22 protein-coding genes are annotated in these 22,697 nt (G+C 70.2%); 15 read left to right on the top strand and 7 right to left on the bottom strand.

Features of this window, described 5'->3' with window-relative positions; all coding sequences use genetic code 11:
• Nucleotides 1-39 precede the first annotated feature (39 nt).
• A complete protein-coding gene (locus tag ACWDX9_RS17415; protein ID WP_165959788.1) occupies nucleotides 40-204 on the bottom strand; it encodes a hypothetical protein in 165 nt (54 codons plus the stop codon).
• 235 nt (nucleotides 205-439) lie between these two features.
• On the opposite strand from ACWDX9_RS17415, the gene ACWDX9_RS17410 reads away from it, so the two are divergent.
• From ACWDX9_RS17410 to ACWDX9_RS17395, 4 genes are all read left to right on the top strand, one after another.
• A complete protein-coding gene (locus ACWDX9_RS17410; protein WP_350722895.1) occupies nucleotides 440-1,093 on the top strand; it encodes a response regulator transcription factor in 654 nt (217 codons plus the stop codon).
• Nucleotides 1,094-1,187: 94 nt separating this feature from the next.
• Nucleotides 1,188-2,453 (top strand): sensor histidine kinase, encoded by a 1,266-nt coding sequence (locus ACWDX9_RS17405; RefSeq protein ID WP_449954697.1) that lies wholly within the window; start codon nucleotides 1,188-1,190, stop codon nucleotides 2,451-2,453.
• A 320-nt stretch (nucleotides 2,454-2,773) separates the two neighbouring features.
• On the top strand, nucleotides 2,774-3,073 hold the full coding sequence (locus ACWDX9_RS17400) for a DUF4193 domain-containing protein (RefSeq protein ID WP_020542847.1): 300 nt from the start codon (nucleotides 2,774-2,776) through the stop codon (nucleotides 3,071-3,073).
• A 79-nt stretch (nucleotides 3,074-3,152) separates the two neighbouring features.
• Nucleotides 3,153-3,974: a hypothetical protein gene (locus tag ACWDX9_RS17395; RefSeq protein WP_449954668.1), complete on the top strand. Its 822-nt coding sequence runs from the start codon at nucleotides 3,153-3,155 to the stop codon at nucleotides 3,972-3,974.
• Here the strand turns inward: ACWDX9_RS17395 and ACWDX9_RS17390 are convergent.
• Genes ACWDX9_RS17390 through paaI form a run of 3 tightly spaced genes read right to left on the bottom strand, consistent with a single transcriptional unit; the run spans nucleotide 3,963 to nucleotide 6,238 of the window.
• On the bottom strand, nucleotides 3,963-4,559 hold the full coding sequence (locus tag ACWDX9_RS17390) for a TetR/AcrR family transcriptional regulator (protein WP_449954666.1): 597 nt from the start codon (nucleotides 4,557-4,559) through the stop codon (nucleotides 3,963-3,965). The genes ACWDX9_RS17395 and ACWDX9_RS17390 overlap by 12 nt on opposite strands.
• 3 nt (nucleotides 4,560-4,562) lie before the next feature.
• Complete coding sequence (paaK, locus tag ACWDX9_RS17385) at nucleotides 4,563-5,858, bottom strand: phenylacetate--CoA ligase PaaK (protein ID WP_449954663.1); 1,296 nt, start codon at nucleotides 5,856-5,858, stop codon at nucleotides 4,563-4,565.
• A complete protein-coding gene (gene paaI / locus ACWDX9_RS17380; RefSeq protein ID WP_350723237.1) occupies nucleotides 5,858-6,238 on the bottom strand; it encodes a hydroxyphenylacetyl-CoA thioesterase PaaI in 381 nt (126 codons plus the stop codon). Before paaI ends, paaK begins: the two co-directional genes overlap by 1 nt.
• 99 nt (nucleotides 6,239-6,337) lie before the next feature.
• Between paaI and paaN the strand changes: the two genes are divergently transcribed.
• From paaN to ACWDX9_RS17360, 4 genes are read left to right on the top strand one after another with little or no spacing between them, the layout of a single operon-like run.
• Nucleotides 6,338-8,044, top strand: coding sequence for a phenylacetic acid degradation protein PaaN (paaN, locus tag ACWDX9_RS17375; protein WP_449954660.1), 1,707 nt, complete (start codon nucleotides 6,338-6,340; stop codon nucleotides 8,042-8,044).
• Nucleotides 8,045-8,066: 22 nt separating this feature from the next.
• Nucleotides 8,067-9,014: an MBL fold metallo-hydrolase gene (locus tag ACWDX9_RS17370; RefSeq protein WP_449954657.1), complete on the top strand. Its 948-nt coding sequence runs from the start codon at nucleotides 8,067-8,069 to the stop codon at nucleotides 9,012-9,014.
• Nucleotides 9,011-10,546 (top strand): FAD-dependent monooxygenase, encoded by a 1,536-nt coding sequence (locus ACWDX9_RS17365; RefSeq protein ID WP_449954654.1) that lies wholly within the window; start codon nucleotides 9,011-9,013, stop codon nucleotides 10,544-10,546. Before ACWDX9_RS17370 ends, ACWDX9_RS17365 begins: the two co-directional genes overlap by 4 nt.
• 10 nt (nucleotides 10,547-10,556) lie before the next feature.
• Nucleotides 10,557-11,990: an alpha,alpha-trehalose-phosphate synthase (UDP-forming) gene (locus tag ACWDX9_RS17360; RefSeq protein WP_449954651.1), complete on the top strand. Its 1,434-nt coding sequence runs from the start codon at nucleotides 10,557-10,559 to the stop codon at nucleotides 11,988-11,990.
• Here the strand turns inward: ACWDX9_RS17360 and ACWDX9_RS17355 are convergent.
• Nucleotides 11,923-12,207 (bottom strand): DUF4235 domain-containing protein, encoded by a 285-nt coding sequence (locus ACWDX9_RS17355; RefSeq protein WP_185077851.1) that lies wholly within the window; start codon nucleotides 12,205-12,207, stop codon nucleotides 11,923-11,925. The two genes, ACWDX9_RS17360 and ACWDX9_RS17355, sit on opposite strands and share 68 nt — an antisense overlap.
• A 108-nt stretch (nucleotides 12,208-12,315) precedes the next feature.
• On the opposite strand from ACWDX9_RS17355, the gene valS reads away from it, so the two are divergent.
• Nucleotides 12,316-14,805, top strand: a complete 2,490-nt coding sequence (gene valS, locus ACWDX9_RS17350; protein ID WP_449954648.1) for a valine--tRNA ligase — start codon at nucleotides 12,316-12,318, stop codon at nucleotides 14,803-14,805.
• A gap of 69 nt (nucleotides 14,806-14,874) precedes the next feature.
• Here valS and ACWDX9_RS17345 read toward each other — a convergent pair whose 3' ends face one another.
• Nucleotides 14,875-15,393: an ArsR/SmtB family transcription factor gene (locus ACWDX9_RS17345; protein ID WP_449954645.1), complete on the bottom strand. Its 519-nt coding sequence runs from the start codon at nucleotides 15,391-15,393 to the stop codon at nucleotides 14,875-14,877.
• Between the two features lie 57 nt (nucleotides 15,394-15,450).
• Here ACWDX9_RS17345 and ACWDX9_RS17340 point away from each other — a divergent pair, with 57 nt between their 5' ends.
• Nucleotides 15,451-16,683 carry an MFS transporter gene (locus ACWDX9_RS17340; RefSeq protein WP_449954642.1) on the top strand — a complete coding sequence of 411 codons (1,233 nt, stop codon included), beginning with the start codon at nucleotides 15,451-15,453 and terminating at the stop codon, nucleotides 16,681-16,683.
• Here the strand turns inward: ACWDX9_RS17340 and ACWDX9_RS17335 are convergent.
• Nucleotides 16,661-18,814, bottom strand: coding sequence for a DUF6351 family protein (locus ACWDX9_RS17335; protein WP_449954640.1), 2,154 nt, complete (start codon nucleotides 18,812-18,814; stop codon nucleotides 16,661-16,663). The genes ACWDX9_RS17340 and ACWDX9_RS17335 overlap by 23 nt on opposite strands.
• 155 nt (nucleotides 18,815-18,969) lie before the next feature.
• On the opposite strand from ACWDX9_RS17335, the gene ACWDX9_RS17330 reads away from it, so the two are divergent.
• The 5 genes from ACWDX9_RS17330 (at nucleotide 18,970) to ACWDX9_RS17310 (ending at nucleotide 22,691) form a co-directional block, all read left to right on the top strand.
• Nucleotides 18,970-20,229: an AI-2E family transporter gene (locus ACWDX9_RS17330; protein WP_449954637.1), complete on the top strand. Its 1,260-nt coding sequence runs from the start codon at nucleotides 18,970-18,972 to the stop codon at nucleotides 20,227-20,229.
• 235 nt (nucleotides 20,230-20,464) lie between these two features.
• Nucleotides 20,465-20,905 (top strand): dUTP diphosphatase, encoded by a 441-nt coding sequence (dut, locus tag ACWDX9_RS17325; RefSeq protein WP_355194384.1) that lies wholly within the window; start codon nucleotides 20,465-20,467, stop codon nucleotides 20,903-20,905.
• Nucleotides 20,906-20,951: 46 nt separating this feature from the next.
• On the top strand, nucleotides 20,952-21,590 hold the full coding sequence (locus ACWDX9_RS17320) for a DUF3710 domain-containing protein (RefSeq protein WP_449954634.1): 639 nt from the start codon (nucleotides 20,952-20,954) through the stop codon (nucleotides 21,588-21,590).
• A 219-nt stretch (nucleotides 21,591-21,809) separates the two neighbouring features.
• Complete coding sequence (locus ACWDX9_RS17315; RefSeq protein ID WP_225289212.1) at nucleotides 21,810-22,016, top strand: OB-fold nucleic acid binding domain-containing protein; 207 nt, start codon at nucleotides 21,810-21,812, stop codon at nucleotides 22,014-22,016.
• 3 nt (nucleotides 22,017-22,019) lie between these two features.
• Entirely contained in the window at nucleotides 22,020-22,691 is a 672-nt protein-coding gene (locus ACWDX9_RS17310) for a DUF3159 domain-containing protein (RefSeq protein WP_449954632.1), read from the top strand.
• The last annotated feature ends 6 nt before the right edge of the window (nucleotides 22,692-22,697 follow it).

Below are 22,697 nucleotides of genomic sequence, written 5' to 3'. Positions count from 1 at the left end.
CGGCCGGAGCCCCCGCGGGCTCCGGCCGTCCGCGCTTGGTCAGCGGGGCAACGGGATGCCGTGATCGTCGGCCAGCCTGCGCAGGTCCTCGATCTCGGCGGTGAGCGTGTCAGCGAGATATTCGTCGCCGACGCTACGGGCCTCCCGAAGGCCCTTATAAGCCTGGTCGAGGCGGTGTTCGATCGTAGTCGTGAACTCGCCCATCTCACCTACTCTCTGGGGTCCGGTCCATGCTCTTGGGCGAAGCACGCCCATTGCCGGGTGATGTCCGGGCGATGGGTGTCCCGCAGGCATACCCCGGCCCGTCGCACCCCGAAACATGAATTTTGTGCTCCTCTCCCTGACCGGGGGGTCACCCACCTCTGAACATGCCTTACCGTGCGCTTATCGAGGCTGTGGACAGAATGAGTGACCAGAATCGGAGAGAGGTGCATCAGGCGTGCGGGTGCTGGTGGTTGAGGATGAGCGGGTGCTCGCCGACGCGATCGCGACCGGGCTGCGGCGCGAGGCCATGGCGGTCGACGTCGCCTACGACGGGGGCGGCGCCCTCGAGCGGACCTCCTACATCGACTACGACGTGATCGTGCTGGACCGCGACCTGCCGGTGGTCCACGGCGACGAGGTGTGCCGTCGCCTGGTGGAGCAGCGCAGCGCCTCGCGGATCCTGATGCTGACCGCGTCGGGCGACGTGGACGACAAGGTGGAGGGTCTCGGTCTGGGGGCCGACGACTACCTGGCCAAGCCGTTCGTGTTCATCGAGCTGGTCGCCAGGGTGCGCGCGCTCGGCCGCCGCTCCGCGCCCGCCCTGCCGCCCGTCCTGGAGCGCGGCGGCATCCGGCTCGACCCGGGCAAGCGGCTGGTGGAGCGCGACGGCAAGGAGGTCGTGCTGACCAAGAAGGAGTTCGCGGTGCTCGAGGAGCTGATGCGGGCCGAGGGCGCCGTGGTCAGCCAGGAGGACCTGCTGGACAAGGCATGGGACGAGAACATCGATCCCTTCACGAACGTGGTCCGCGTGACCATGATGACGCTGCGGAAGAAGCTGGGCGAGCCTCAGGTGATCGAGACTGTGCCCGGGGTTGGGTACAAACTGTGAGAAAACGGCGATCCATTGAACGCCGCACGGCCGTCGCGGGGGAGGCCCCGTGATGGAGAGGTCGGAGGAGCTCCAGTCGGGGCCGACGCATCCGATGATCAGCCCGCATTCGGCGAGGAAGGCGACGCGCGTGCAGCAGGCGCCACCACCCAGCGGGCCGCCCGCCTGGGACGGCCCGCCACCGCCCGCGCAGTCGCCGGTGCAGCGCACGCCGATGGAGCGGATGAGGGAGCTGCCCGCCAAGGTCAGCATCCGGTGGCGGCTGACGCTCACGTACGGCGCGCTCGTCTTCGCGGCGGCCGCCGTGCTGCTGGGGTCGGTCTACATGATCGTCGGATCGGCGATCACCTGGGCCTGGCCGACCATCGATCTGGGACTGCCTCCCAGCGCGGACGAGCAGCTCCAGAACGCCTGGCACAACATGCAGGCGCTGGCGATCCAGCGTGCGCGGGACGCGCTGTTCGGCAACTCCCTGCTCGCGCTGATGGGTGTCGGCATCCTGGCGCTGATCATCGGCTACTTCGTGGCCGACCGGGCGCTGCGGCCGGTGGCCCAGATGACGGCGACGGCGCGCAAGCTGTCCGAGAGCACCCTGGCCCATCAGCGCATCGACCTGCAGGGCCCCAACGACGAGCTGAAGGAGCTGGCCGACACGTTCGACGCCATGCTCACCCGGCTCAACGTCGCCTTCGACACCCAGCGCAGATTCGTGGCCAACGCCTCCCACGAATTGCGAACTCCCCTCACGATTAACCGGACCGTCCTGGAGATCGCCCTGTCCGATCCCGAGGCGTCCGAGGATCTCAAAGCGCTCGGCCGTACCCTTCTCGAAGTCAACGCGCGTAACGAGAAGCTCATCGAGGGACTGCTGTTGCTGGCGAGGAGCGAGCGCGAACTCGCCGTGCGCAAACCGGTCGATGTCCGGGAAGTCGCTCAGACGGCCGTGGAACAGGTGACGGCCTTCGCCGAGGAGCACGGGGTAACCGTGACGGCCGAACTGGTCAGCGCGCCTACCATAGGCGATCCGGTGCTCCTGGAGCGGTCGGTCAGCAACCTCCTCGAGAACGCGGTCAAGTACAACATTCCCGAAAACGGAAAAGTCTGGATCCAGACGGGAATGGCGGACGGTGCCTTGGTTGTTCAGGTGGCCAACACAGGGCAGCATGTCCCGGCGTACGAGGTGAACAGCCTGTTCGAGCCCTTCAGAAGGCTCCACGCGGACCGCGTGGATTCGGCGAAGGGATCGGGGCTGGGGCTGTCCATCGTTCGTGCGGTGGTTCAGGCTCACGGTGGAAATGTGGCCGCGGTGCCACGTGATGGTGGAGGGCTGGTCGTGACCATTCGGCTCCCGAGACGCTGAGATCGTCTTGCTCCGGCGCGTTCGTCCGTGTGTTGGTGCCCGTGTTGAGGCGTGGGGGGCGTCTCATTCACGCCGCACATGTGGTTGGATGTGCCGTCGAACACGGTGGTGCATGGCGCCAAGGCTGTGGGTTTCGCCATATTTGGCTAACCATTGCCGACGGCAGCAGGCCCTGTCGTGTTGGGAGGTTCGTCGTCCGTTCCCGCGGGGTACCCATGGGAAATCTCCCCGGCGGAACGGGCACAAGATGGGCTTCCTGGACGTTAGAAGACGCGCGATGAGCGCGAGGACATATAGATGAGGGGGATGGAGTAACCACAATGGCTACCGACTACGACAGCCCACGCAAGACAGACGACGACCTGGGGGAGGACAGCCTCCAGGAGTTGCAGGCGCGGCGCACCGACAAGTCGTCTGGCAGCATCGACATCGACGAGACCGACCTGGCCGAGTCGCTGGAACTGCCTGGTGCGGATCTGTCGAACGAAGAGCTCTCCCTGCGGGTGATCCCCCGTCAGGCGGACGAGTTCACCTGCTCGCGCTGCTTCCTGGTGCACCACCGTAGCCAGCTGGCCTCCGAGAAGAACGGCCAGCAGGTCTGTCGGGAGTGCGCCGCCTAATCGACTGGAGCGAAGTGCTCGGGGTAGGGAGACGAAACCCGACCTTGAGTGATCGCGCCCATGAGGACGGAGGCAACGCGTGGCCGTACCTGAGCAGGACAAGCAACCAGACAACGAGGTCGCCGGCCCCGATCGCGAGGTCGGCGAGCTCGTAGGCAAGCTCACCGCGCCCGGCGAGCTGGAGCCGGCCGAGCGGCGCAGGCTGCTCGGCCGACTAGCCCGCGCGCTGTCCGAGGGGGCCAAGAAGGCACGTGCCACAGGCGCCGGCCGGGGCCGCTGGCTGGCGGACGTCTTTCTCAACATCGCGCCGCGCATCCCGATCAGGGACCTGCACACCCTTTCCGAGCACCATCACGGCCTGACCGGCGAGCAACTCGCCGACGACCTGGTGCGCACCGCCCAGAAGGCCACGATGACGGTCGGCGCCATCGGCGGAGCGCTCGCGGCGGCAGAGTTCGCCGCACCGCCCCTTCTGCTCTCCGCCCCCGCGCAACTCGTCGCCGAGACCATCGTCGTCGCCGCCATCGAGGTCAAGCTCCTGGCCGAGCTGCACGAGGTCTACGGCGTACGCGTCGAGGGCTCGGGCACCCAGCGCGCGGTCGCGTTCACGGCCGCGTGGGCCAGACAACGTGGCATCGACCCCCTCACGCCCACGTCCGTCTCGCTGGCGCTCGGCGCGGCCACCAAGACCGCCCTGCGCAACCGCCTCCTCCGGACGCTCGGCCGCCACCTGACCACGCTCGGCCCGTTCCTCACGGGAGCGATCGCCGGCGGCGCGCTCAACCGCATCGCCACGAAGAAACTCGGCGAGACCGTACGCAACGACCTGCGCGTCAAGCTGCCCCGCGGCGCCGAGACCCCCGAGGTCGATCCCCCGCGGCGGGACGCGTTAGACCCGTAGGCCGGTGAAGGTCATCTTGAGCAGCGCGTCGGCCAGGTCGTCCGCCGAGGCCCCGCGCGCCGGTCTGTACCACTCGGTGATCGAGTTCACCGCGCCGAACAGCAGCCGCGTCACCAGCGCCGGGTCCACGTCCGGCCGGATGCTGCCCTCCGCCGCCGCCTCCTTGACCAGGCGGCTGATGAACCTGTCGAACTCCCGCCGCCGCTCCAGCGCCGCCTGCTCGGTGCGGCTGTTGCCGCGCACCCGCAGCAGCAGCGTCACGTACGGCAGCCGGTCCACGAGGATGCGCACGCTCTGCCGTACGGCCCACTCCAGGCGGTCGATCGCCGGCCCCGAGGCGGCGCGCTCGTCGGTCACCACCGCGAACAGCCCGTCGAGCGCCCGGTCCAGCGCCCGCGCGAGCAGTTGCTCCTTGCCCGGCACGTGGTAGTAGATGGCCGACTTGGTCACGCCGAGCGCCCTGGCCAGGTCCTCCATGCTCGTCCCGTCGTAGCCCCGCTCGTTGAAGACGCCGACGGCGGTGGACAGCACGGACTCCGGGTCGTGTCCGCGCTTGCGCTGGCGGGTGGGGGTCGGAGAGGCCATGTCTTAATTATCCCGCTTGTCGATGACTCGTTTGAGCTTGCCGACCGAGCGCTCCAGCGTCTCCGGATCCACCACCTCGACCTCCACGCTCACGCCGACGGTGTCCTTGACAGCCTGGCGCAGCGCCTCGCCGGCCTCTCCACGGGTAGCGAGGCCCGGCCGGGCCTCGACCCTGACCGTCATCACGTCGAGCCGCCCCGGGCGGGTCAGGTGGAGCTGGAAGTGCGGTGACAGGCCCTCCACGCGCAGCACCAGCTCCTCGATCTGGGTCGGGAACACGTTCACGCCGCGCAGGACGATCATGTCGTCGGTGCGGCCCGTCACCTTCTCCATGCGCCGGAACGCGGGCCTGGCGGTGCCCGGCAGCAGCCTGGTCAGGTCGCCGGTGCGGTAGCGGATGACCGGCATGGCCTCCTTGGTGAGGCTGGTGAAGACCAGCTCGCCCGCCTGGGCGGGCTCTCCGGTGAGGGGATCGACGGTCTCCGGGTAGAAGTGGTCCTCCCAGACGTGCAGGCCGTCCTTGGTCTCGACGCACTCGTTCGCGACGCCGGGGCCGATCACCTCCGACAGGCCGTAGATGTCCACGGCGTGCAGGTCGAAGCGGTCCTCCAGCTCCGCACGCATGCGCTCGGTCCAGGGCTCGGCGCCGAAGATCCCGATCCGCGGGGAGGACGCGCGGGGGTCCAGGCCCTGCCGCTCGAACTCGTCCAGCAGGGCCAGCATGTACGACGGCGTGACCATGACGATGTCGGGCCGCAGGTCGGTGATGAGCCGGACCTGCCGGGGCGTCATGCCGCCGGAGACCGGCACCACCGTGCAGCCCAGCCGCTCGGCCCCGTAGTGGGCGCCCAGCCCGCCGGTGAACAGGCCGTACCCGTAGGCCACGTGCACGATGTCGCCGGGCCGGCCGCCGGAGGCGCGGATCGAGCGGGCCACGACGTCCGCCCAGACGTCCAGGTCGTGCCGGGTGTAGCCGACCACGGTGGGCGTGCCCGTGGTGCCGCTGGAGGCGTGGATCCTGGCCACCTGCTCGCGCGGGACGGCGAACATGCCGAACGGGTAGGTGTCGCGCAGGTCCTGCTTGGTGGTGAAGGGGAACTTCGCCAGGTCGGCGAGCTCTTTGCAGTCGCTCGGATGCACGCCCGCCTGGTCGAATTTTTGCCGATAAATCGGGACATGTTGGTAGGCGTGGGTGAGTGTCCGCTGGAGTCGCTCCAGCTGGATCGACATGAGCTCGTCGCGGGACGCCCGCTCGATGGGATCGAGATCTTCCGGCGCGGGGGGATCGCCGAGTCTCATCAGCCCTCCACCTGTCTCAGCTCTCTGCTGCGGCCGCGGAACTCGGCGACCACCCGGCCGGCCGCCCCGCGCACCGTGATGTCGTAGATGCCGCTGCGGCCGTAGCGGGTGCGCTCGGCGGCCTCGGCCACCAGCACGTCGCCCGCATGGGCCGGGGAGACGAACGTGATCTCCGCGCCCGCCGCCACCGTCACCGGGCCGTGGCTGTTGCAGGCGCACGCGAACGCGGTGTCGGCCAGCAGGAACACGTAGCCGCCGTGGCACAGGTCGTGCCCGTTGATCATCTGGTCGGTCACGGTCATGCGGCACACCGCCCGGCCCTCGCCGAGCTCCGTCAGCTCGATGCCCAGGGCGGCGGAGGCGGTGTCGGCGTCCATCATGCGACGCGCGCTCTCCAACGCAGGTCTCCCTTGTCAACTGACCGAATGTTCGGTAAACACTTCACCGTCCGGACCATCCCTGTCAAGAGGATGAACACCATGTTCGAGCAGCACCGCGAGACTCTGGAGAAGGCGCTGTCGGCCATCGCCGAGCGGGGATACTGGAGCGCCTATCCCGAGTCGCCGAGCCCGCGCGTCTACGGCGAGGGAGCGGCCGAGCGGGGCAAGGAGGCGTTCGAGTCCTACCTCGGCAAGCCGTTCCCCCTCGACCAGCCGGGCACCGGGTCCTGGATCGGCGCCGAGCGCTCCCCGTACGGCATCGACCTCGGCGTCACCTACCCGGAGCCGCTCGTGGACGACCTGATCGCCGCGGCCCGGGCGGCGCTGCCCGCCTGGCGCGACGCCGGGCCCGAGGCCCGCGCGCTGGCCTGCGTCGAGATCGTCGACCGGATCAACCGGCGCAGCTTCGAGCTGGCCAGTGCGGTGCAGCACACGACCGGGCAGGCGTTCGTGATGGCCTTCCAGGCGGGCGGGCCGCACGCGCAGGACCGCGCGCTCGAGGCCGTCGCGTACGGCTACGCGGCCATGACCTCCTCGGCCGCGAGTGCCCGCTGGGAGAAGCCGGCCAAGGGCGAGCCGCTGGTCATGGACAAGCGCTTCACGGTCGTGCCCCGGGGCGTCGCGCTGGTGATCGGCTGCAACACGTTCCCGACCTGGAACGCGTACCCGGGGCTGTTCGCCTCGCTCGTCACCGGCAACCCGGTGATCGTCAAACCGCATCCGCGCGCGGTGCTGCCGCTCGCCATCACCGTGCGGATCGCCCGCGAGGTGCTGGCCGAGGCGGGCTTCGACCCCGGGCTGGTCTCGCTCGCGGTGGAGGAGGGGCAGGGGCTGGCCAGAACGCTCGCCACGCACCCCGACGTCCGCATCGTCGACTTCACCGGCTCCACGGAGTTCGGCGACTGGCTGGAGCGCAACGCGCGGCAGGCGCTCGTGCACACCGAGAAGGCGGGGGTCAACACGATCGTCGTCGACTCGACCGGCTCCTGGCGCGGCATGCTGGGCAACCTGGCGTTCTCGCTGTCGCTCTACAGCGGCCAGATGTGCACGGCGCCGCAGAACCTCCTCGTGCCGGCCGGCGGGATCGAGACGGACGAGGGGCACAAGAGCTTCGACGAGGTCTGCGCCGGGCTGGCGGGCGCCGTCGGCAGGCTGCTCGGGGACGACGCCCGCGCGGTGGAGCTGACCGGGGCCATCGTCAACCCCGACGTGCTGGCCCGGGTGGAGGCGGCGCCCGTCGCTGGGCGAGGTGGTGCTGGAGTCGCGCGCGGTGAAGCATCCGGGGTTCCCGGACGCGGTGGTGCGGACGCCGGTGATCGTGAAGGTCTCGCCGGACGACTCCGACGTCTACGGGCGGGAGCATTTCGGGCCGATCGCGTTCGTCATCCCGACGGGGTCGACGCAGGAGAGCCTGGAGGTGCTGCGCCGCACGATCAAGGCCCGCGGGGCGCTCACGGCCGCCGCCTACTCCACCTCCGACGAGGTGCTCGACCAGGCCGAACGGGCCGCCCTCGACGCGGGGGTGAACCTGTCGTGCAACCTGACGGGCGGGGTCTTCGTCAACCAGTCGGCGGCGTTCAGCGACTACCACGGCACGGGCGCCAACCCGGCCGCCACGGCCTCGCTCACGGACCCGGGCTACGTCGCGGGCCGCTTCCACATCGTCCAGACCAGGCGCCCGGCGTGACGTGGGGCGGCGTTGGGAGAGGGGCCGTCGGAGGGGGAAGAGGTTCTGGCGGGTGCTGACCGCGTCGCGGGAGGAGTGGTGATGGCCAGACCGTTCGCCTCGTCGGCCGATCTCGGCGAGAAGAAGCAGTCCCTGGAGGTGCTGGCCGAGGGCGTGTACGCGCTCACGGCTGAAGGCGACCCGAACGTGGGCGCCATCGAGGCCGAGGACTTCCTCGTCTGCTTCGAGGCGCTCGCCACGCCCGTGGCCGCCCGCGCATGGCTGGCCAGGCTGCGGGAGCACACCGACAAGCCGATCAGGTACCTGGTGCTGTCGCACTACCACGCCGTCCGGGTGCTGGGCGCGTCGGCGTTCGGCGCGGACGTGATCGTGACGCATGACAAGACCCGCGAGCTGATCGCCGAGCGCGGCGAGCAGGACTGGGCCAGCGAGTACGCCAGGATGCCCCGCCTGTTCAAGGAGCCCGAGTCGATCCCGGGGCTGACGTGGCCGACGGCGACGTTCAGCGACACGTTCACCATCGACCTGGGCGGCGACCGGGGCGACCTGGTGCTGGCCCACTGCGGGCGCGGCCACACCGAGGGCGACCTGGTGGCCTGGCTGCCGAAGCGGCGGATCATGTTCGCCGGCGACCTCGTCGAGTCCCAGGCCGCCCTCTACACCGGCGACGCCTTCCACCTCGAATGGTCCGCCGCGACGCTCGACAAGGTCGCGTCGTTCGGGGCGGAGACGCTGGTCGGGGGCAGGGGAGCGGTGGCGCGCGGCCGGCAGGGGGTGGACGCGGCCATCGCGCAGACGCGTGACTTCCTCACCGTGATGCTGCGCGAGGTCGGCGCGGCGGGCTCGCTCAAGGAGGCGTTCGAGCGCACGCACCGGGCGCTGGCGCCCCGGTACGGGTCCTGGCCGATCTTCGAGCACTGCCTGCCGTTCAACGTCTCCAGGCTCTGGGACGAGCTGCACGGCGTCGAGCGCCCGCGCATCTGGACCGCCGAGCGCGACCGCGAAGTCTGGGACCAGCTCCAGCCATGAACGCCCCGGCCAGTGCGCAGGTCATCGTGGTCGGGGCGGGGCCGGTCGGGCAGAGTGCCGCGCTGCTGCTGGCCCGCTGGGGCATCCAGGTGCTGGTGCTCGACCGGCGGGCCGGGCGCGACTCCACCGGGTCGAAGTCCATCTGCCAGCAGCGCGACGTGCTCGACATCTGGACCGCCGCCGGCGCGGGCAAGATCGCCGAGGAGGGCCTGGCCTGGACCACCGCCCGCACGTACTACCGCGACCGCGAGCTGTTCTCCTGGTCGTTCGAGCGCGAGGGCCCGCTGCCGGCGTGCGTGAACATCTCCCAGACCCGCACCGAGCAGATCCTGGACGAGGCCATCGCGGCGCAGCCGCTCATCGAGGTGCGCTGGGACCACGAGGTCACCGGCCTCGACCAGGACCCCTCGGGGGTGACGGTCCGCTGCGGTCAGCGGTCGCTGCGCGCGTCCTACGCGCTGGTCTGCGCGGGCGCCAGGGCCCAGCAGGTACGCCAGGCGCTCGGCGTCTCGTTCGACGGGGAGACGTTCGACGACCAGTTCCTCATCTGCGACGTCAGGGCCGACCTGCCCGGCTGGGAGAACGAGCGCCGCTTCTACTTCGACCCGCTGTGGAACCCGGGCCGCCAGGTCCTGATCCACCCCTGCCCGGGCGGCACGTTCCGGATCGACTGGCAGATCGCGCCCGACTTCATCCCAACAAAAGCAGATATTTCCAGAAAAATTGGGCAGATCATCGGCGGCCGGCCCTATGACCTGCTCTGGCACAGCACGTACCGCTTCCACTCCCGCATCGCCTCCCGCATGCGCGTCGGCCGGGTCCTGCTGGCCGGCGACAGCGCCCACCTGGTGGCCCCGTTCGGCGCCCGAGGGCTCAACTCCGGCGTGCCCGACGCCGAGAACGCGGCCTGGAAGCTGGCCTTCGTGCTCAACGGCTGGGCGAGGGAGGGCCTGCTGGAGTCGTACCACGCCGAGCGGCACGCGGCCGCGCGGGAGAACCTCGAGATCACCGCCGCCACGATGCGCTTCCTCGCCCCCAGGACCGTGGCGGAGCGCATGCGCAGGCGGGCCGTGCTGGAGGGCGGGCTGGTGGCGGAGGTGGACTCGGGCCGGTTCGCGGAGCCGTTCTGGTACGTGGACTCGCCGCTGACGACCCCCGAGCCGACGCGGCCGTTCGGGGGCAGGCCGCCCAAGGGCGCGCTGTGCGTTCCGGCGCCCGGGGTGATCCTTCCGGACGTGGGACTTTCGGGCGGCAGGTTGCGGGAGTTCTGTCGTGACGGTTTTCTCGTGTTGTTGGGTGATATGTGCGATTCGCGTTTGTTTGCGCAGGTCTTGGGCAAGGTCATTACGGCGCCGCTCGCCGTGCGCGGGCTCGCGGAGATGGATGGGACCGGCTCGCTCGCTGAAAGGCTCGGCGCCGGACCGGATGAGGCATGGCTCATCAGGCCCGATTCCCATATCGCCGCGATCATCCCCCATGCGGGTCCGGACTCGATGGTGGACGCTGTCCGCCGCGTGCTCGGTGAACAATAGGAGGAACTGCGTGACTGGCCGTAGCTCGTTTCTGATCGTCGCGAACCGGTTGCCGGTGGATCGGATGCTCGAGCCTGACGGAACGGCCTCGTGGCGCAGGAGCCCTGGCGGGCTTGTGACCGCGATCGCACCGGTGATGAAGCGCCGGCACGGAGCCTGGCTCGGCTGGCACGGAGCCCCCGACGAGAAGCTGGAGCCGTTCGAGCAGGACGGCATGAACCTCATCCCGATCCCCCTGTCGGCGGGCGAGGTGGAGCTGTACTACGAGGGCTTCTCCAACGCCACCCTCTGGCCGCTCTACCACGACGTGGTGGCGCCGCCGGTGTTCGACCGGGCGATGTGGGACACCTACCGCGCCGTCAACGAGCGCTTCGCCAACGCCGCCGCCGACGCCGCCGAGAAGGGCGCGGTGGTCTGGGTGCAGGACTACCAGCTCCAGCTCGTCCCGGCCATGCTGCGCAGGCTCAGGCCGGACCTGCGGATCGGGTTCTTCCTGCACATCCCGTTCCCGCCGACCGAGCTGTTCTGGCGGCTGCCGTGGCGCAAGGACCTCGTCGAAGGGCTGCTCGGGGCCGACCTGGTGGGCTTCCAGCTGCCCGGGGGGGCCTCCAACTTCCGGCGGCTGTGCCGCAGGCTGCTCGGGCTGCCGTACAAGGGGAACGAGATCTTCCTCGACGACCGCGTGGTGACCACGCAGGCGTTCCCCATCTCGGTGGACTTCGGGCAGCTCGACTCGCTGGTGCGCGACCCGCAGATCATGGCGCGGGCCAAGGAGGTCAGGGCGGAGCTGGGCGATCCCGAGCACGTGCTGCTCGGCGTCGACCGGCTCGACTACACCAAGGGCATCGGGCAGCGGCTGGAGGCGTTCGGCGAGCTGCTCAAGGACGGGCGGCTGAAGGCGAACGAGGCCGTGTTCGTGCAGATCGCCACGCCCAGCAGGGAGCGGGTGGAGGAGTACAAGCGGCTGCGCGACGACATCGAGCTGCAGGTCGGGCGGATCAACGGCGAGCACGCGCAGCTCGGCTACCAGCCGATCCAGTATTTCCACCAGTCGTACGACCACGCCGAGCTGGCCGCCCTCTACCTGGCCGCCGACGTCATGGTCGTGACCCCGCTGCGCGACGGGATGAACCTGGTCGCCAAGGAGTACGTCTCCTGCCACCACGACCTGCACGGCGCGCTGGTGCTCAGCGAGTTCGCCGGGGCGGCCGACGAGCTGCGCCAGGCCTACCTGGTCAACCCGTACGACGTGGAGGACGTCAAGCGGCAGATGGTGGCCGCGATGCGGGCCACGCCGCACGAGCTGGCCCGGCGGATGCGCACGATGCGCCGCCGGGTAGCCACCTACGACGTGGACCGCTGGGCCAACGAGTTTCTCACTGCCCTTGAGTCACCTGCTTCACAGACTTCCACGCGTCGTAACGCTTCTTGGCGGTCCGGTTGACCACGATCTGCGCCACCGACATGCCGACGCCCATGAGCACGGCGTAGCCGATCGCCTCCCCCATGCTGACCTCGGGCGAGTCTGTGTCGAGCGGCGGCTCCTTCCCGGTCGCCTTCACCCAGACGAACCCGAGGACCTTCCTCGCCGCCCAGCCGGTGGCCAGACCGACCAAGCCGCCGATCACACGCCAGGCGACATCGGGCTTGTCCTCCGCCATGTCGATCTCCCTTCCCCTCTGTAACGAACACTAGTCTGCACCGCTTGCCGGGCCTGCGAAGCCGTACCATATGGAGGCATGACTCAACAGCGACTACGCCATGCATCCATGCCGGAAAAGCCGACCCTCGACGGCTTGGAGCAGGTATGGGTAGCTCGCTGGGAGGACGAGGGCACCTACCGTTTCGACCGGTCCGCGTCGCGCGAGCAGGTTTACGCCATCGACACGCCGCCGCCGACCGTGTCCGGCTCGCTGCACGTCGGTCATGTCTTCTCCTTCACCCACACCGACATCATGGCCCGATACCAGCGCATGATCGGAAAGTCGGTGTTCTACCCGATCGGCTGGGACGACAACGGCCTGCCCACCGAGCGCCGGGTGCAGAACGTCTACGGTGTGCGCTGCGACCCGTCGCTGCCCTATGACCCTGACTTCGTGCCACCGGACAAGCCCGGCAAACGTGAGATCGCCATCTCGCGGCGCAACTTCGTGGAGCTGTGCCACAAGCTGACCGCCCTCGACGAGCAGGCGTTCGAGGAGGTCTGGCGGCGGGTCGGCCTGTCGGTCGACTGGTCGCTGCTCTACACCACGATCAGCGACGAGGCGCAGGCGGTCTCGCAGCGCGCCTTCCTGCGCAACCTGCTGCGCGGCGAGGCCTACCTCGCCGAGGCGCCGACGCTGTGGGACGTCACCTTCCGCACCGCCGTCGCCCAGGCCGAGCTGGAGGACCGGGAGTGGCCGGGCGCGTTCCACAAGATCTCGTTCTACGGCGAGAAGGGCCCGGTCTTCATCGAGACGACCAGGCCCGAGCTGATCCCGGCGTGTGTGGCGCTGGTCGCCCACCCCGACGACGAGCGTTACCAGCCGCTGTTCGGCACGTCGGTGCTGACGCCGCTGTTCGGGGTGGAGGTGCCGGTGCTGGCCCACCGGCTGGCCGAGCCCGACAAGGGCACCGGCATCGCCATGATCTGCACGTTCGGCGACATCACCGACGTCACCTGGTGGCGGGAGCTGCACCTGCGGACCCGGCCGATCATCGGCTGGGACGGGCGGCTGCTGGCCGAGCCGCCGGAGGGCGTGGAGGCGGAGCCGTACAAGGAGCTGGCCGGCAAGACCGTGCACAGCGCCCGCGAGCGGATCGTGGAGCTGCTGCGGGAGTCCGGTGACCTCGAGGGCGAGCCGAGGCCCGTCTCGCGCACGGTCAAGTTCTACGAGAAGGGCGACCGGCCGCTCGAGATCGTCACCACCCGCCAGTGGTACATCCGCAACGGCGGGCGCGACGAGGAGCTGCGCGATCGGCTCCTGGGGCGCGGGCGCGAGCTGACGTGGCACCCGCCGCACATGCGCGTGCGCTACGACAACTGGGTCGAGGGGCTCACCAGTGACTGGCTGATCTCGCGCCAACGCTTCTTCGGCGTGCCCTTCCCGGTGTGGTATCCGATCGACGAGTCGGGGGAGCCCGTCCACGACGCGCCGATCGTGCCCACGGAGGACATGCTGCCGGTCGACCCGTCCTCCGACGTGCCGCGCGGCTACACCGAGGACCAGCGCGGCGTGCCCGGCGGGTTCATGGCCGACCCCGACGTGATGGACACCTGGGCCACCTCGTCGCTGACGCCGCAGATCGCGGGCCGCTGGGAGACCGACGACGACCTGTTCAAGCGGGTCTACCCGGCCGACCTGCGGCCGCAGGCGCACGAGATCATCCGCACCTGGCTGTTCTCGACCGTGGTCAGGTCGCACTACGAGTTCGGCCGGCTGCCGTGGAGCGACGTCGCGATCTCGGGCTGGATCCTCGACCCCGACCGCAAGAAGATGTCCAAGTCCAAGGGCAACGTGGTCACCCCGCTCGACCTGCTGAAGCAGCACGGCTCCGACGCGGTGCGCTACTGGGCGGCCAACGGCCGCTACGGCGTGGACACCGCGTTCGACGCCGGGCAGCTCAAGATCGGGCGGCGGCTCGCGATCAAGATCCTCAACGCGTCCAAGTTCGTCCTCGGCCTGGCCATGAACGACGGGCCAGGATCAAACACGGTCACCGAGCCGCTCGACCTGTCGATGCTCGCGGGCCTGTCCGACGCCGTGCGCGAGGCCGGCCAGGCGTTCGAGGCCTACGACCACACCAGGGCGCTGGAGGCCGTGGAGCGCTTCTTCTGGGCGTTCTGCGACGACTACCTGGAGCTGGTCAAGGCCAGGGCCTACGAGTCCGGTCCGGCCGCCGCCTCCGCCCACGCGGCGCTGCGGCAGGCGCTCGACGTGCTGCTGCGGCTGTTCGCGCCGTTCCTGCCCTTCGTGACCGAGGAGGTGTGGTCGTGGTGGCGCGAGGGGTCGGTGCACCGGGCCCCGTGGCCCGCTCTCTCGCGCGGGGCCGGCGACCCGGCCGTGCTGGCCGTGGCGTCCGAGGTGCTCGGCCAGGTGCGCAAGGCCAAGTCCGAGGCCAAGCAGTCGATGCGGGCCGAGGTCTCCAGGCTGACCGTTTGGGCGCCCGAAGTCGGGCTTGTCCGCCAAGCTCAGGACGACCTTTGTGCCGCAGGCACTGTGGAGGAGTTCGTCTTGGAGTATGGTGACGAGCTGAAAGTCGAGGTCCACCTGGGCTGACGTCCGGATGGCAGGACGCCGGGCCGCCCCCCTCTGCGGGGCGCCCGGCGTCCGTGCGTTCAGGGGTCCTCAGGGGTCCCGGGTGACGTCGCGGTGCATGGCCAGGAAGATCGAGTACGCCTGCCCGTCCGGCGGCGGCTGCCGCCCGCGAAACTCGTCGAACAGCTCCTCCAGCCGCCTGCGCAGCTCCGCGTGCCCGTCGGGGGTGAGTCTGAGCCCCAGCCTGACGAGGTCGGCCCGCTCGATGTCGATGAGCCTGCTCTCCTGCAGGAACGCGTCGAGCATCGCCGCGCTGCCCCCGCTCACGCCGCTCTCGCGGACGTCCATCTCCCACGACTTGCCGGTGGCCCGGTAGGGGATCTCCGTGGAGCCGCGCGGCCCCGGGCGGCTGGGCTCGGCGGCCAGGAAACCCGTCTCCACGAGCTTGCGCACGTGGTGGAGGGTGGTGGCGGGGTTGGCGTCGAGGCGGCCGGCGATCTCCTTGTTGGTGAGCGCCTGGTCGAGACAGAGCCGCAGGATGCGCAGCCGTACGGCCGAGGCCAGCGCGCGGGCCTCGTCCTCGGTGGCGGGGCGGCGTCGGGTGCCCATGGATCGCCACCCTATAACCGGTTGATTTTTCTCAATCGGTCAGGGATCCTCTGACGGGTGAGCCTGTTACGCGATCACGACTTCCGCCGGTTGTTCCTCGCCGACGTGGCCAGCCAGGCGGGCAGCCAGCTCCTGGTGCTGGCGCTGCCGCTGGTGGCCGTGTCGGCGCTGCGGGCCTCTGCGTTCGAGGTGGGCCTGCTGGCGGCGTGCCAGACGCTGGCGTTCGTGGTGATCGGGCTCCCCGCCGGCGCCCTCGTCGACCGGCTGCGCAAGCGCGTGGTCATGGTGGTCAGCGATTGGGCGAGGGCGCTGGCGCTCGCGTCCGTGCCGGTCGCGTGGTGGCTGGACGTGCTGACGATCCACCAGCTGTACGCGGTGGCGCTGGTGCTGGGCGTGTTCACCGTGTTCTTCGACGTCGCGTACCAGAGCTACCTGCCCTGCCTGGTCGAACGCGAGCGGCTCGTCGAGGGCAACTCCACGCTGGAGATCGTCCGCACGGTGGCGCAGGTCGGCGGGCCGAGCGGGGGCGGCTACCTGATCCACCTCCTCACGGCGCCGTTCGCGCTGGTCGCCACGGTGGCCGGGTTCGCCTGGTCGGCGCTGTGCCTGGGGACGATCCGCAGGCACGAGCCCCGCCAGGAGCCCGGCCGGGCCAACCTGGGCCAGGAGATCGCCGAAGGCGTGCGATTCGTGCTCGGGCACCGGCTGCTGCGCCGCATCGCCGGCTGCACCGCCACCGCGAACTTCTTCGCCTCCGTGGCCCAGCCCATGCTCCTGCTGCTCCTGGCCAGGGAGCTCGGCCTGGACGCGGGCACCATCGGGCTGCTCATGGCCTCGGGCGGCCTCGGCGGGATCGTCGGCGCGCTGGTCAACGCCCGGGTCGTCAGGCGGCTCGGACAGGGGCCGGCGATGTGGCTGGGCATCGCCGTGCCCGCGCCGCTGACGTTCGTGCTGCCGTGGATGGCGGCCGACTGGCGGCTGGGGCTGCTCGTGGCCTACGAGTTCTGCGTCGGGGCGGGGGTGGTGATCTACAACGTCACGCAGCTCAGCTTCCGCCAGGCCATCACGCCCGAGCCGCTGCTCGGGCGGGTGAACGCCACCATGCGCTTCCTCGTGTGGGGCACGCTGCCGCTGGGCGGGGTGATCGGCGGCGCGCTGGGCGGGGCGATCGGGGTGCGGAACACGCTTCTGGCCGCGGCGGCCGGGGCCTGCCTGGCGTTCCTGCCGCTGGTCACCTCGCCCCTGCGCTCGATGCGCGAGCTGCCCGTCAGTAGTCGCACACTCCGGTAGGGAAGATCTGCTTCAGCCTGGCCCGCTCCTCCTCGGTCGGGTGCCAGGAGCCGTACAGGCCCCTCGCGACGGCCCGATCGACCGGCTGGAGGCGGCACTGGTAGACGCCGCCCGCCAGCGGGCCGCCCGCCACCACGCGGGTCGTGGAGTAGAGCGGGAAGTGCCGCGTGCAGGCGCCGGGGGAGCGGCGGTCGAGGATGCCGTCCCAGACGTGCGGGCCGGCCGCGATCTGCGTGCCGTCCGTGGCGAAGCAGCGGTCCACCGCCTCGGGCGGCCTGTTGCCGACCACGCCGCGCGCCGGATATTTCCGGATGTTGGCCATCCAGGCGTCCATCACCTGCAGCGCCTGCGGCGTCTGGTCGAACTTCGGCCCGTCGGGCCGCGCGTCCGTGAACCAGATGACCTGGTTGCCCGCCCGGCCGTCGTGGTCGAGCATCCGCTGCCTGGAGGCGAACGACTGGTGCGAGTCGTGCATGTCGAGCCGGTCCTCCAGGTAGTGCCGCCAGTCGATGATCGGGATGTCGATGTCGCCCCTGAACACCAGGCCGCTGCGCCGCACGTTCCTGATCGCGATCGGGTCTCCCGCGCGCCTGGGCGCCGGGTCGCCCAGGTCGAGGTTGCGGGCGCTCCAGGGGTCGAAGTCGGCCGGGCAGGCGGACGGCACGAACGGGCAGCCCTCCTGGACCATGTCCGCCGCCTCCTTCCACGAGCCCGCCTTCGCGTTGACGTCCAGGAACTCGGCCGGGGTGATCACGCCGTCGGCCAGCGCCTTCAGCCCGTACTGGACGCCCACGTTGTCCCAGGTCGAGCGGGCGTACCCGTGCTCGTCCACGCCGTAGACGTTGCGCACGTCGTCCCAGTGCGTCCACTGCACGGTGTCCTTGACGCCCGGCGGGTCCATGCGCTGCCACTCGGGGTCGTTGTTCGAGGTCCACCGCGGGTTCATGGTCAGCGGGGTCAGGCCGCGCCAGCCGCTGACGCACTCGTCGGAGCCTTGTTTACCGGTGTAGGGGTTCGCGACCGTGTCACTGGCGTTCATGCCGATGAGGGCCGTCCTGTCGTCCCACCGGGCCCAGCGCGGATTGTGGTCCATGTAGCGTTCGAGCAGCTCGCAGTCGCCCACGTGGATGGTCTGGGTGACCATGTCCGGATAGGAGTACTGCGGGATCGCGGCGTCGATCAGCCGGTCGCCCAGGTTCTGGCCGTAGATGTACTGCTGGATGGCCCCGCCCGAGCCGCCCACGCCCACCGTGTAGAGCGGGACGCCGTACTGCTCGATGAAGCGCTCCTTGACCATGAGGGCCGTCTCGCCGCCCAGGATCAGGTTGTAGTGGGTGGAGGTGCGGGTGCCCGACGAGTACATGATCGCGTAGCCCTGGCCCAGCCCGTACGGGTCGAGGGCGTTGCCGCCGAGCGTGCCCTGGTCGTGGCCGATCCCCACGCCGCCGTCGAACCGGTAGATCGCCCGGCCGGTCCAGCCGTCCTCGACCATGGCGATGGAGTAGAGGAAGCGGTTGATCACGCCGCGCTCCCTGCGTACCACGAAGTCGACCGTGCGGCCGTCCGGCAGCGTGGTCGTGGACATGTCGGCGGGCCGCCCAGGAGATCCGCTCGTCGGCATGGGCTTGAAGGTGCCGTCCGTGGACCGGTAGAGGCGGTCGGTGAGGGCCGGCGCGAAGCAGTCCCTGCTCCAGCCGCCCGCGACGCGCATGCCCTGGCCGTCCGGGTTGTCCGCCGCGGGCGGGCCCAGCCCGCTGCGCTCGGTCTTGCACAGGAACGGGTACTGGTGCGGACCCGAGAAGACCGGGCCCTCGATGGGATGGTTGCGCAACGTCAGCGTCCGCCGCTCCCCGCCCGCCGTGGCGACGATCGTGTTCGCGCCCGTCCGCAGGCCGGTGACCAGGGCGGTGAGGCCGTCCCTGGTCTGCTTGAAGGCCGCCGTGACGTCCTCGCCGTCGCGCGTGACCCGGAGCCGCGTGCCCTCGCGGTGGCGGACCCTGAGCAGGGCGTCACCGCCGGTCACCTGGTCGGGGCGGCTGGAGAGCACGTCCAGCGCCAGATCGGCGCGGGAGGCGTACGCGGGGGCGGGCAAGAGCGACGCGAGCACGGCGAGGACCACCACAGCCTTCATGACCATGACGGTGACACGCCGTCCATCCCTTGCACAGGCCCGACCTTGATGAGGTGGGCTTGTGCTGGTCGCGCGGCCTTCGTGTCGCCCTGTTGTCAGCCGCCCCGTAATTTATGGGCGCGCATCCGGGCCGCGGACGTGCCAGTCTTGAACACGTGTTGCCCGACCGCCCAACCAAGCTCGTGCCGCCCGTGCTGGCCAAGATGGCCGCGTGGTGCGCGTGCCTGATCCTCGTCGGCGTGGTCGTCTACTTCTTCGCCCTCGTCATCGCCCGGCTCACGTTCGTGGCGCTGCCCGTGGCGATCGCGCTGCTGCTGACCGCGCTGCTGTTCCCGCTGACCAACAGCCTGCGCCAGGCGGGCATGCGGCCCATCTACGCCACCTGGATCACCATGCTGGTGGCCCTGACCGTGCTCGCCGGCACCGGGTGGCTGGTCGGGGCGCGGGCCAGCGACGAGTTCCCCAACCTCGTCCAGCAGGTGCAGGCGACGGCCCGATCGGTGCAGGACTGGCTGATCACCGGCCCCCTGCACCTCAAAGAGGCGCAGATCACGAGCTACGTCGACGAGATCGCCACCATGGTCAACACGCAGCGCACGGCCATCACCGGCACCGTGCTGTCGGCCGGGGCGGTCGCCTTCGAGGTGCTCGCGTCCATCGTGCTGCTGCTGTTCGTGACGTTCTTCCTGCTCAAGGACGGCGAGCGCATCTGGTCGTGGGTCCTGCGGGGGTTCGGCAACGTCGCGCCGCGCGTGGACCGGGCCGGGCGGGCCGCCTGGGCCACGCTCTCCCACTACGTGCAGGGCACCGTGGCCGTGGCCGCCGTGCACGGGCTGATCATGGGCATCGTGCTGGCGGGCATGGGCGTGCCGCTGTGGGCGCCGCTGGCCGTGCTGATCTTCTTCGCCAGCTTCATCCCCATCGTCGGCATCTTCTTCGCCGGCACGGTCGCCACCCTCGTCACGCTGGGCGCCAAGGGCCTCGTCTACGCGCTGATCTTCCTCGGCATCCTCATCGTCGAGCAGCAGCTGGAAAATCACGTGCTCCAGCCGCTGATCGTGGGCCGGGCGCTCAACTTCCATCCGCTGGCGATCATCCTGGTGCTGGCCATCGGCGGCATCCTGGCCGGCATCGCGGGGGCCGCCGTCGCCGTGCCGGTGGCCGCGGTGATCTACCGCGCGCTGCCCGAGCTCATGCATCAACCACCCGCCCTGCCACCGCCCAGCCATGGCCCCGGCGAGGACAAGGGGCCCAGAGGGGACGCCGGGGGAGGGCCCGGCGAGGTTCCCCGTCCGCGCGGCGAGGGGGCCGCTCCCCGCGACGACGTATCCGGATCGCGCGGTGCGGAGCCCGGCGGCAGAGGCGCCGAGCCCGGAAGCCAGGGCGAGAACGGCCGGCGGGTGGACACCGAGTAACCTCGTCAGCCGTGACTCCCTGTCTCCTCTCCGCTCCCGTGGGCACGACACTCCACTTGCGTGCCGGGTGCGACGGCAATGCGGGCGGGAAGGCGTACCTTGAGGCTGAGGGGCGAAACAGCCCTGTGACGGTCCGTCCGCCCGTCCGCGCGGCGGCGCTGTTCGTCGAGGTGAGCATGGGACACTTCGCCAAGCACGCCACCGTACAGAACACCCAGGACTACGAGGTGAACCCTTGAGCAACGTAGAGGTCCTCATCCAGCGGCTCGACGCCGGGCTGCCGATGCCGTCCTACGCCCACGCGGGAGACGCGGGCGCCGACCTCTACGCGGCCGAGGACGTCGAGTTGCTGCCCGGCGAGCGGGCCGTCATCGGGACGGGCGTCGCGATCGCCCTGCCCGACGGCTACGCCGCGTTCGTCCACCCGAGGTCCGGGCTGGCCGCCAAGCACGGTGTCACGCTGGTCAACGCGCCGGGCACGGTCGACGCGGGCTACCGCGGCGAGATCAGGGTGACGCTGATCAACACCGACGCCAAGGAGCCGTTCCGCCTCCAGCGGGGCGACCGGGTGGCCCAGCTCGTGGTCCAGCGGGTGGAGCGCGCGGCCTTCTACGAGGTGGAGAGCCTGCCGGGTTCGGTGCGCGGCGCCAACGGGTTCGGATCTACAGGCCGATGAGCATCGGGCCGCGCTTGCGGCCCGGCGAGCGAGGAGAGTGAGGAACGTGTTCCGACGTCGTCGTCGTGAGCAGCCGGAGCAGGTCGTCGAGCAGGATCCTGCCGCCCTTGCGCGAGATTCCGGCCCGTGGGACGCCGACGAGCCCCACCCGGAGACCGACCGGATCGACCTGGGCGGCCTGCGGTTGCCGCACAATCCCGACTTCGACGTGCGGCTGGCCTCCGTCGGAGACCAGCACGTCGGTGTCGTCGTGCTCTACGAGGAGAGCTCGCTGCAGCTCCAGGCCCTGGCCGCACCGCGCAGCTCGGGCCTGTGGGACGAGGTCAAGACCAAGATCCTGGCCCAGGCGCAGCATCTGGAGGAGCGGGAGGGCCCGTTCGGCAGCGAGCTGAGGGGCGAGATGAAGGTCGAGGACGGCTCCCGCCCCGCCCGATATCTCGGCATCGACGGGCCCCGCTGGTTCCTGCTCGCCGTGATCTCCGGCAAGGCGGCGCTGGACGAGGCCGTGGCGGCGGCGTACATCGACTTCGTCAAGGACGTCGTGGTGGTCCGGGGCAGCGACCCGATGGCCCGCGAGGAGCCCATCCCGCTGCGCCGCCCCAACGACCAAGCAGGCGAGACGGCCGAGGATCGGCCCGGGTTCAACCCGTTCAAACGGGGACCCGAAATCAGCGAGATTCGCTGAGGGCTGACATCGCGCCGACATCACATAGGCTGATTCATCATGAGTACGGCAGAGCCTCCGAAACGCGGGGGATTGCGCGGGTTCTTCAGTCGGCTGGCCTCACCCCAGTCCGAGATCGAGGCCCAGGAACTGCGAGAAGACGCCGACGAGGTCGGCGCGACCCCCATCGTCTCGTGTGGCGGCCGTCGGCGCTTCTGCGTGGCAGGTACGCTACGTACGGTGACACTCCGTCCGAGGGGCGGCGCCCCCGCCCTTGAGGCCGAGCTCTACGACGGGTCCGACGTGATCGACCTGGTCTGGCTCGGCCGCCGCAAGATCGCGGGCATCGAGCCCGGCCGCACGGTCAAGGCCGAGGGCCTGGTCAGCATGCAGGACGGACGCAAGGTGATGTTCAATCCGCGTTACGAACTGCGCCCAGGGAGTTGACACGTGAGTGCTGAGGCGGAAGAGGTCGCCCACGACACCGTTGAGGCGGCGGTGCGAGCCCAGCTCGCCAAGGCCTTCGGCGGGGTGCGGGGCATCATCGAGGCGGCGATCCCGACGATCGCGTTCACGGTGTGCTGGGTCACCACCGAAGAGCTGAAGCTGTCGCTCATCGTGAGCGTCTCGATCGCGGTGGTCCTGCTGCTGGTCAGGATCGTGCAGCGGTCCACGCCGCAGTTCGTGATCAACAGCCTGATCGGCATCGCGATCGGCGCGTTCTTCGCCAGCCGCACCGGCGACGCGAAGGACTACTTCCTGCCCGGCATCCTGTGGAACGCCGGCTACATGGTGGCGATGCTGCTGTCCATCGTCACCCGGTGGCCGGTGGTGGGCTTCCTGATCGGCTCGGTCACGGGCGACCCGACCGCCTGGCACAAGGACCCGGGCATCGTGAAGCTGTGCACGCGGCTGACCTGGCTGCTCCTGCTGCCGTGCGCGGTCCGGGTGGCCGTGCAGGGGCCGGTCTACTGGTTCGGAGGCGGCAACGAGGCGGTCGCCGCCCTCGGCGTCGCCAAGATCGCCATGGGCTGGCCGCTCCAGGTGGCCGCCCTCGGCGCCATGCTCTGGATCCTGGGCCGCGGCCGCACCCCGATCAAACCCCCGGTGGCCCCCGCCTGACGATCC

It is taken from the genome of Nonomuraea sp. NPDC003201 (assembly GCF_053590415.1).
Note: the sequence above shows the minus strand (reverse complement) of the source record. Positions and strands in the feature narration are given on the sequence as shown.

What these genes read in the sequence shown, in the direction of transcription:
- ACWDX9_RS17345 (WP_449954645.1), bottom strand. Translation starts at nt 15,393, where the DNA reads ATGGGCACCCGACGCCGCCCCGCCACCGAGGACGAGGCCCGCGCGCTG.
- valS (WP_449954648.1), top strand. Translation starts at nt 12,316, where the DNA reads ATGCCGGAAAAGCCGACCCTCGACGGCTTGGAGCAGGTATGGGTAGCT.
- paaK (WP_449954663.1), bottom strand. Translation starts at nt 5,858, where the DNA reads ATGAGACTCGGCGATCCCCCCGCGCCGGAAGATCTCGATCCCATCGAG.
- ACWDX9_RS17335 (WP_449954640.1), bottom strand. Translation starts at nt 18,814, where the DNA reads ATGAAGGCTGTGGTGGTCCTCGCCGTGCTCGCGTCGCTCTTGCCCGCC.
- ACWDX9_RS17370 (WP_449954657.1), top strand. Translation starts at nt 8,067, where the DNA reads ATGGCCAGACCGTTCGCCTCGTCGGCCGATCTCGGCGAGAAGAAGCAG.
- ACWDX9_RS17365 (WP_449954654.1), top strand. Translation starts at nt 9,011, where the DNA reads ATGAACGCCCCGGCCAGTGCGCAGGTCATCGTGGTCGGGGCGGGGCCG.
- paaI (WP_350723237.1), bottom strand. Translation starts at nt 6,238, where the DNA reads ATGATGGACGCCGACACCGCCTCCGCCGCCCTGGGCATCGAGCTGACG.
- paaN (WP_449954660.1), top strand. Translation starts at nt 6,338, where the DNA reads ATGTTCGAGCAGCACCGCGAGACTCTGGAGAAGGCGCTGTCGGCCATC.
- ACWDX9_RS17415 (WP_165959788.1), bottom strand. Translation starts at nt 204, where the DNA reads ATGGGCGAGTTCACGACTACGATCGAACACCGCCTCGACCAGGCTTAT.
- ACWDX9_RS17390 (WP_449954666.1), bottom strand. Translation starts at nt 4,559, where the DNA reads ATGGCCTCTCCGACCCCCACCCGCCAGCGCAAGCGCGGACACGACCCG.
- ACWDX9_RS17400 (WP_020542847.1), top strand. Translation starts at nt 2,774, where the DNA reads ATGGCTACCGACTACGACAGCCCACGCAAGACAGACGACGACCTGGGG.
- ACWDX9_RS17355 (WP_185077851.1), bottom strand. Translation starts at nt 12,207, where the DNA reads ATGGCGGAGGACAAGCCCGATGTCGCCTGGCGTGTGATCGGCGGCTTG.
- ACWDX9_RS17405 (WP_449954697.1), top strand. Translation starts at nt 1,188, where the DNA reads ATGATCAGCCCGCATTCGGCGAGGAAGGCGACGCGCGTGCAGCAGGCG.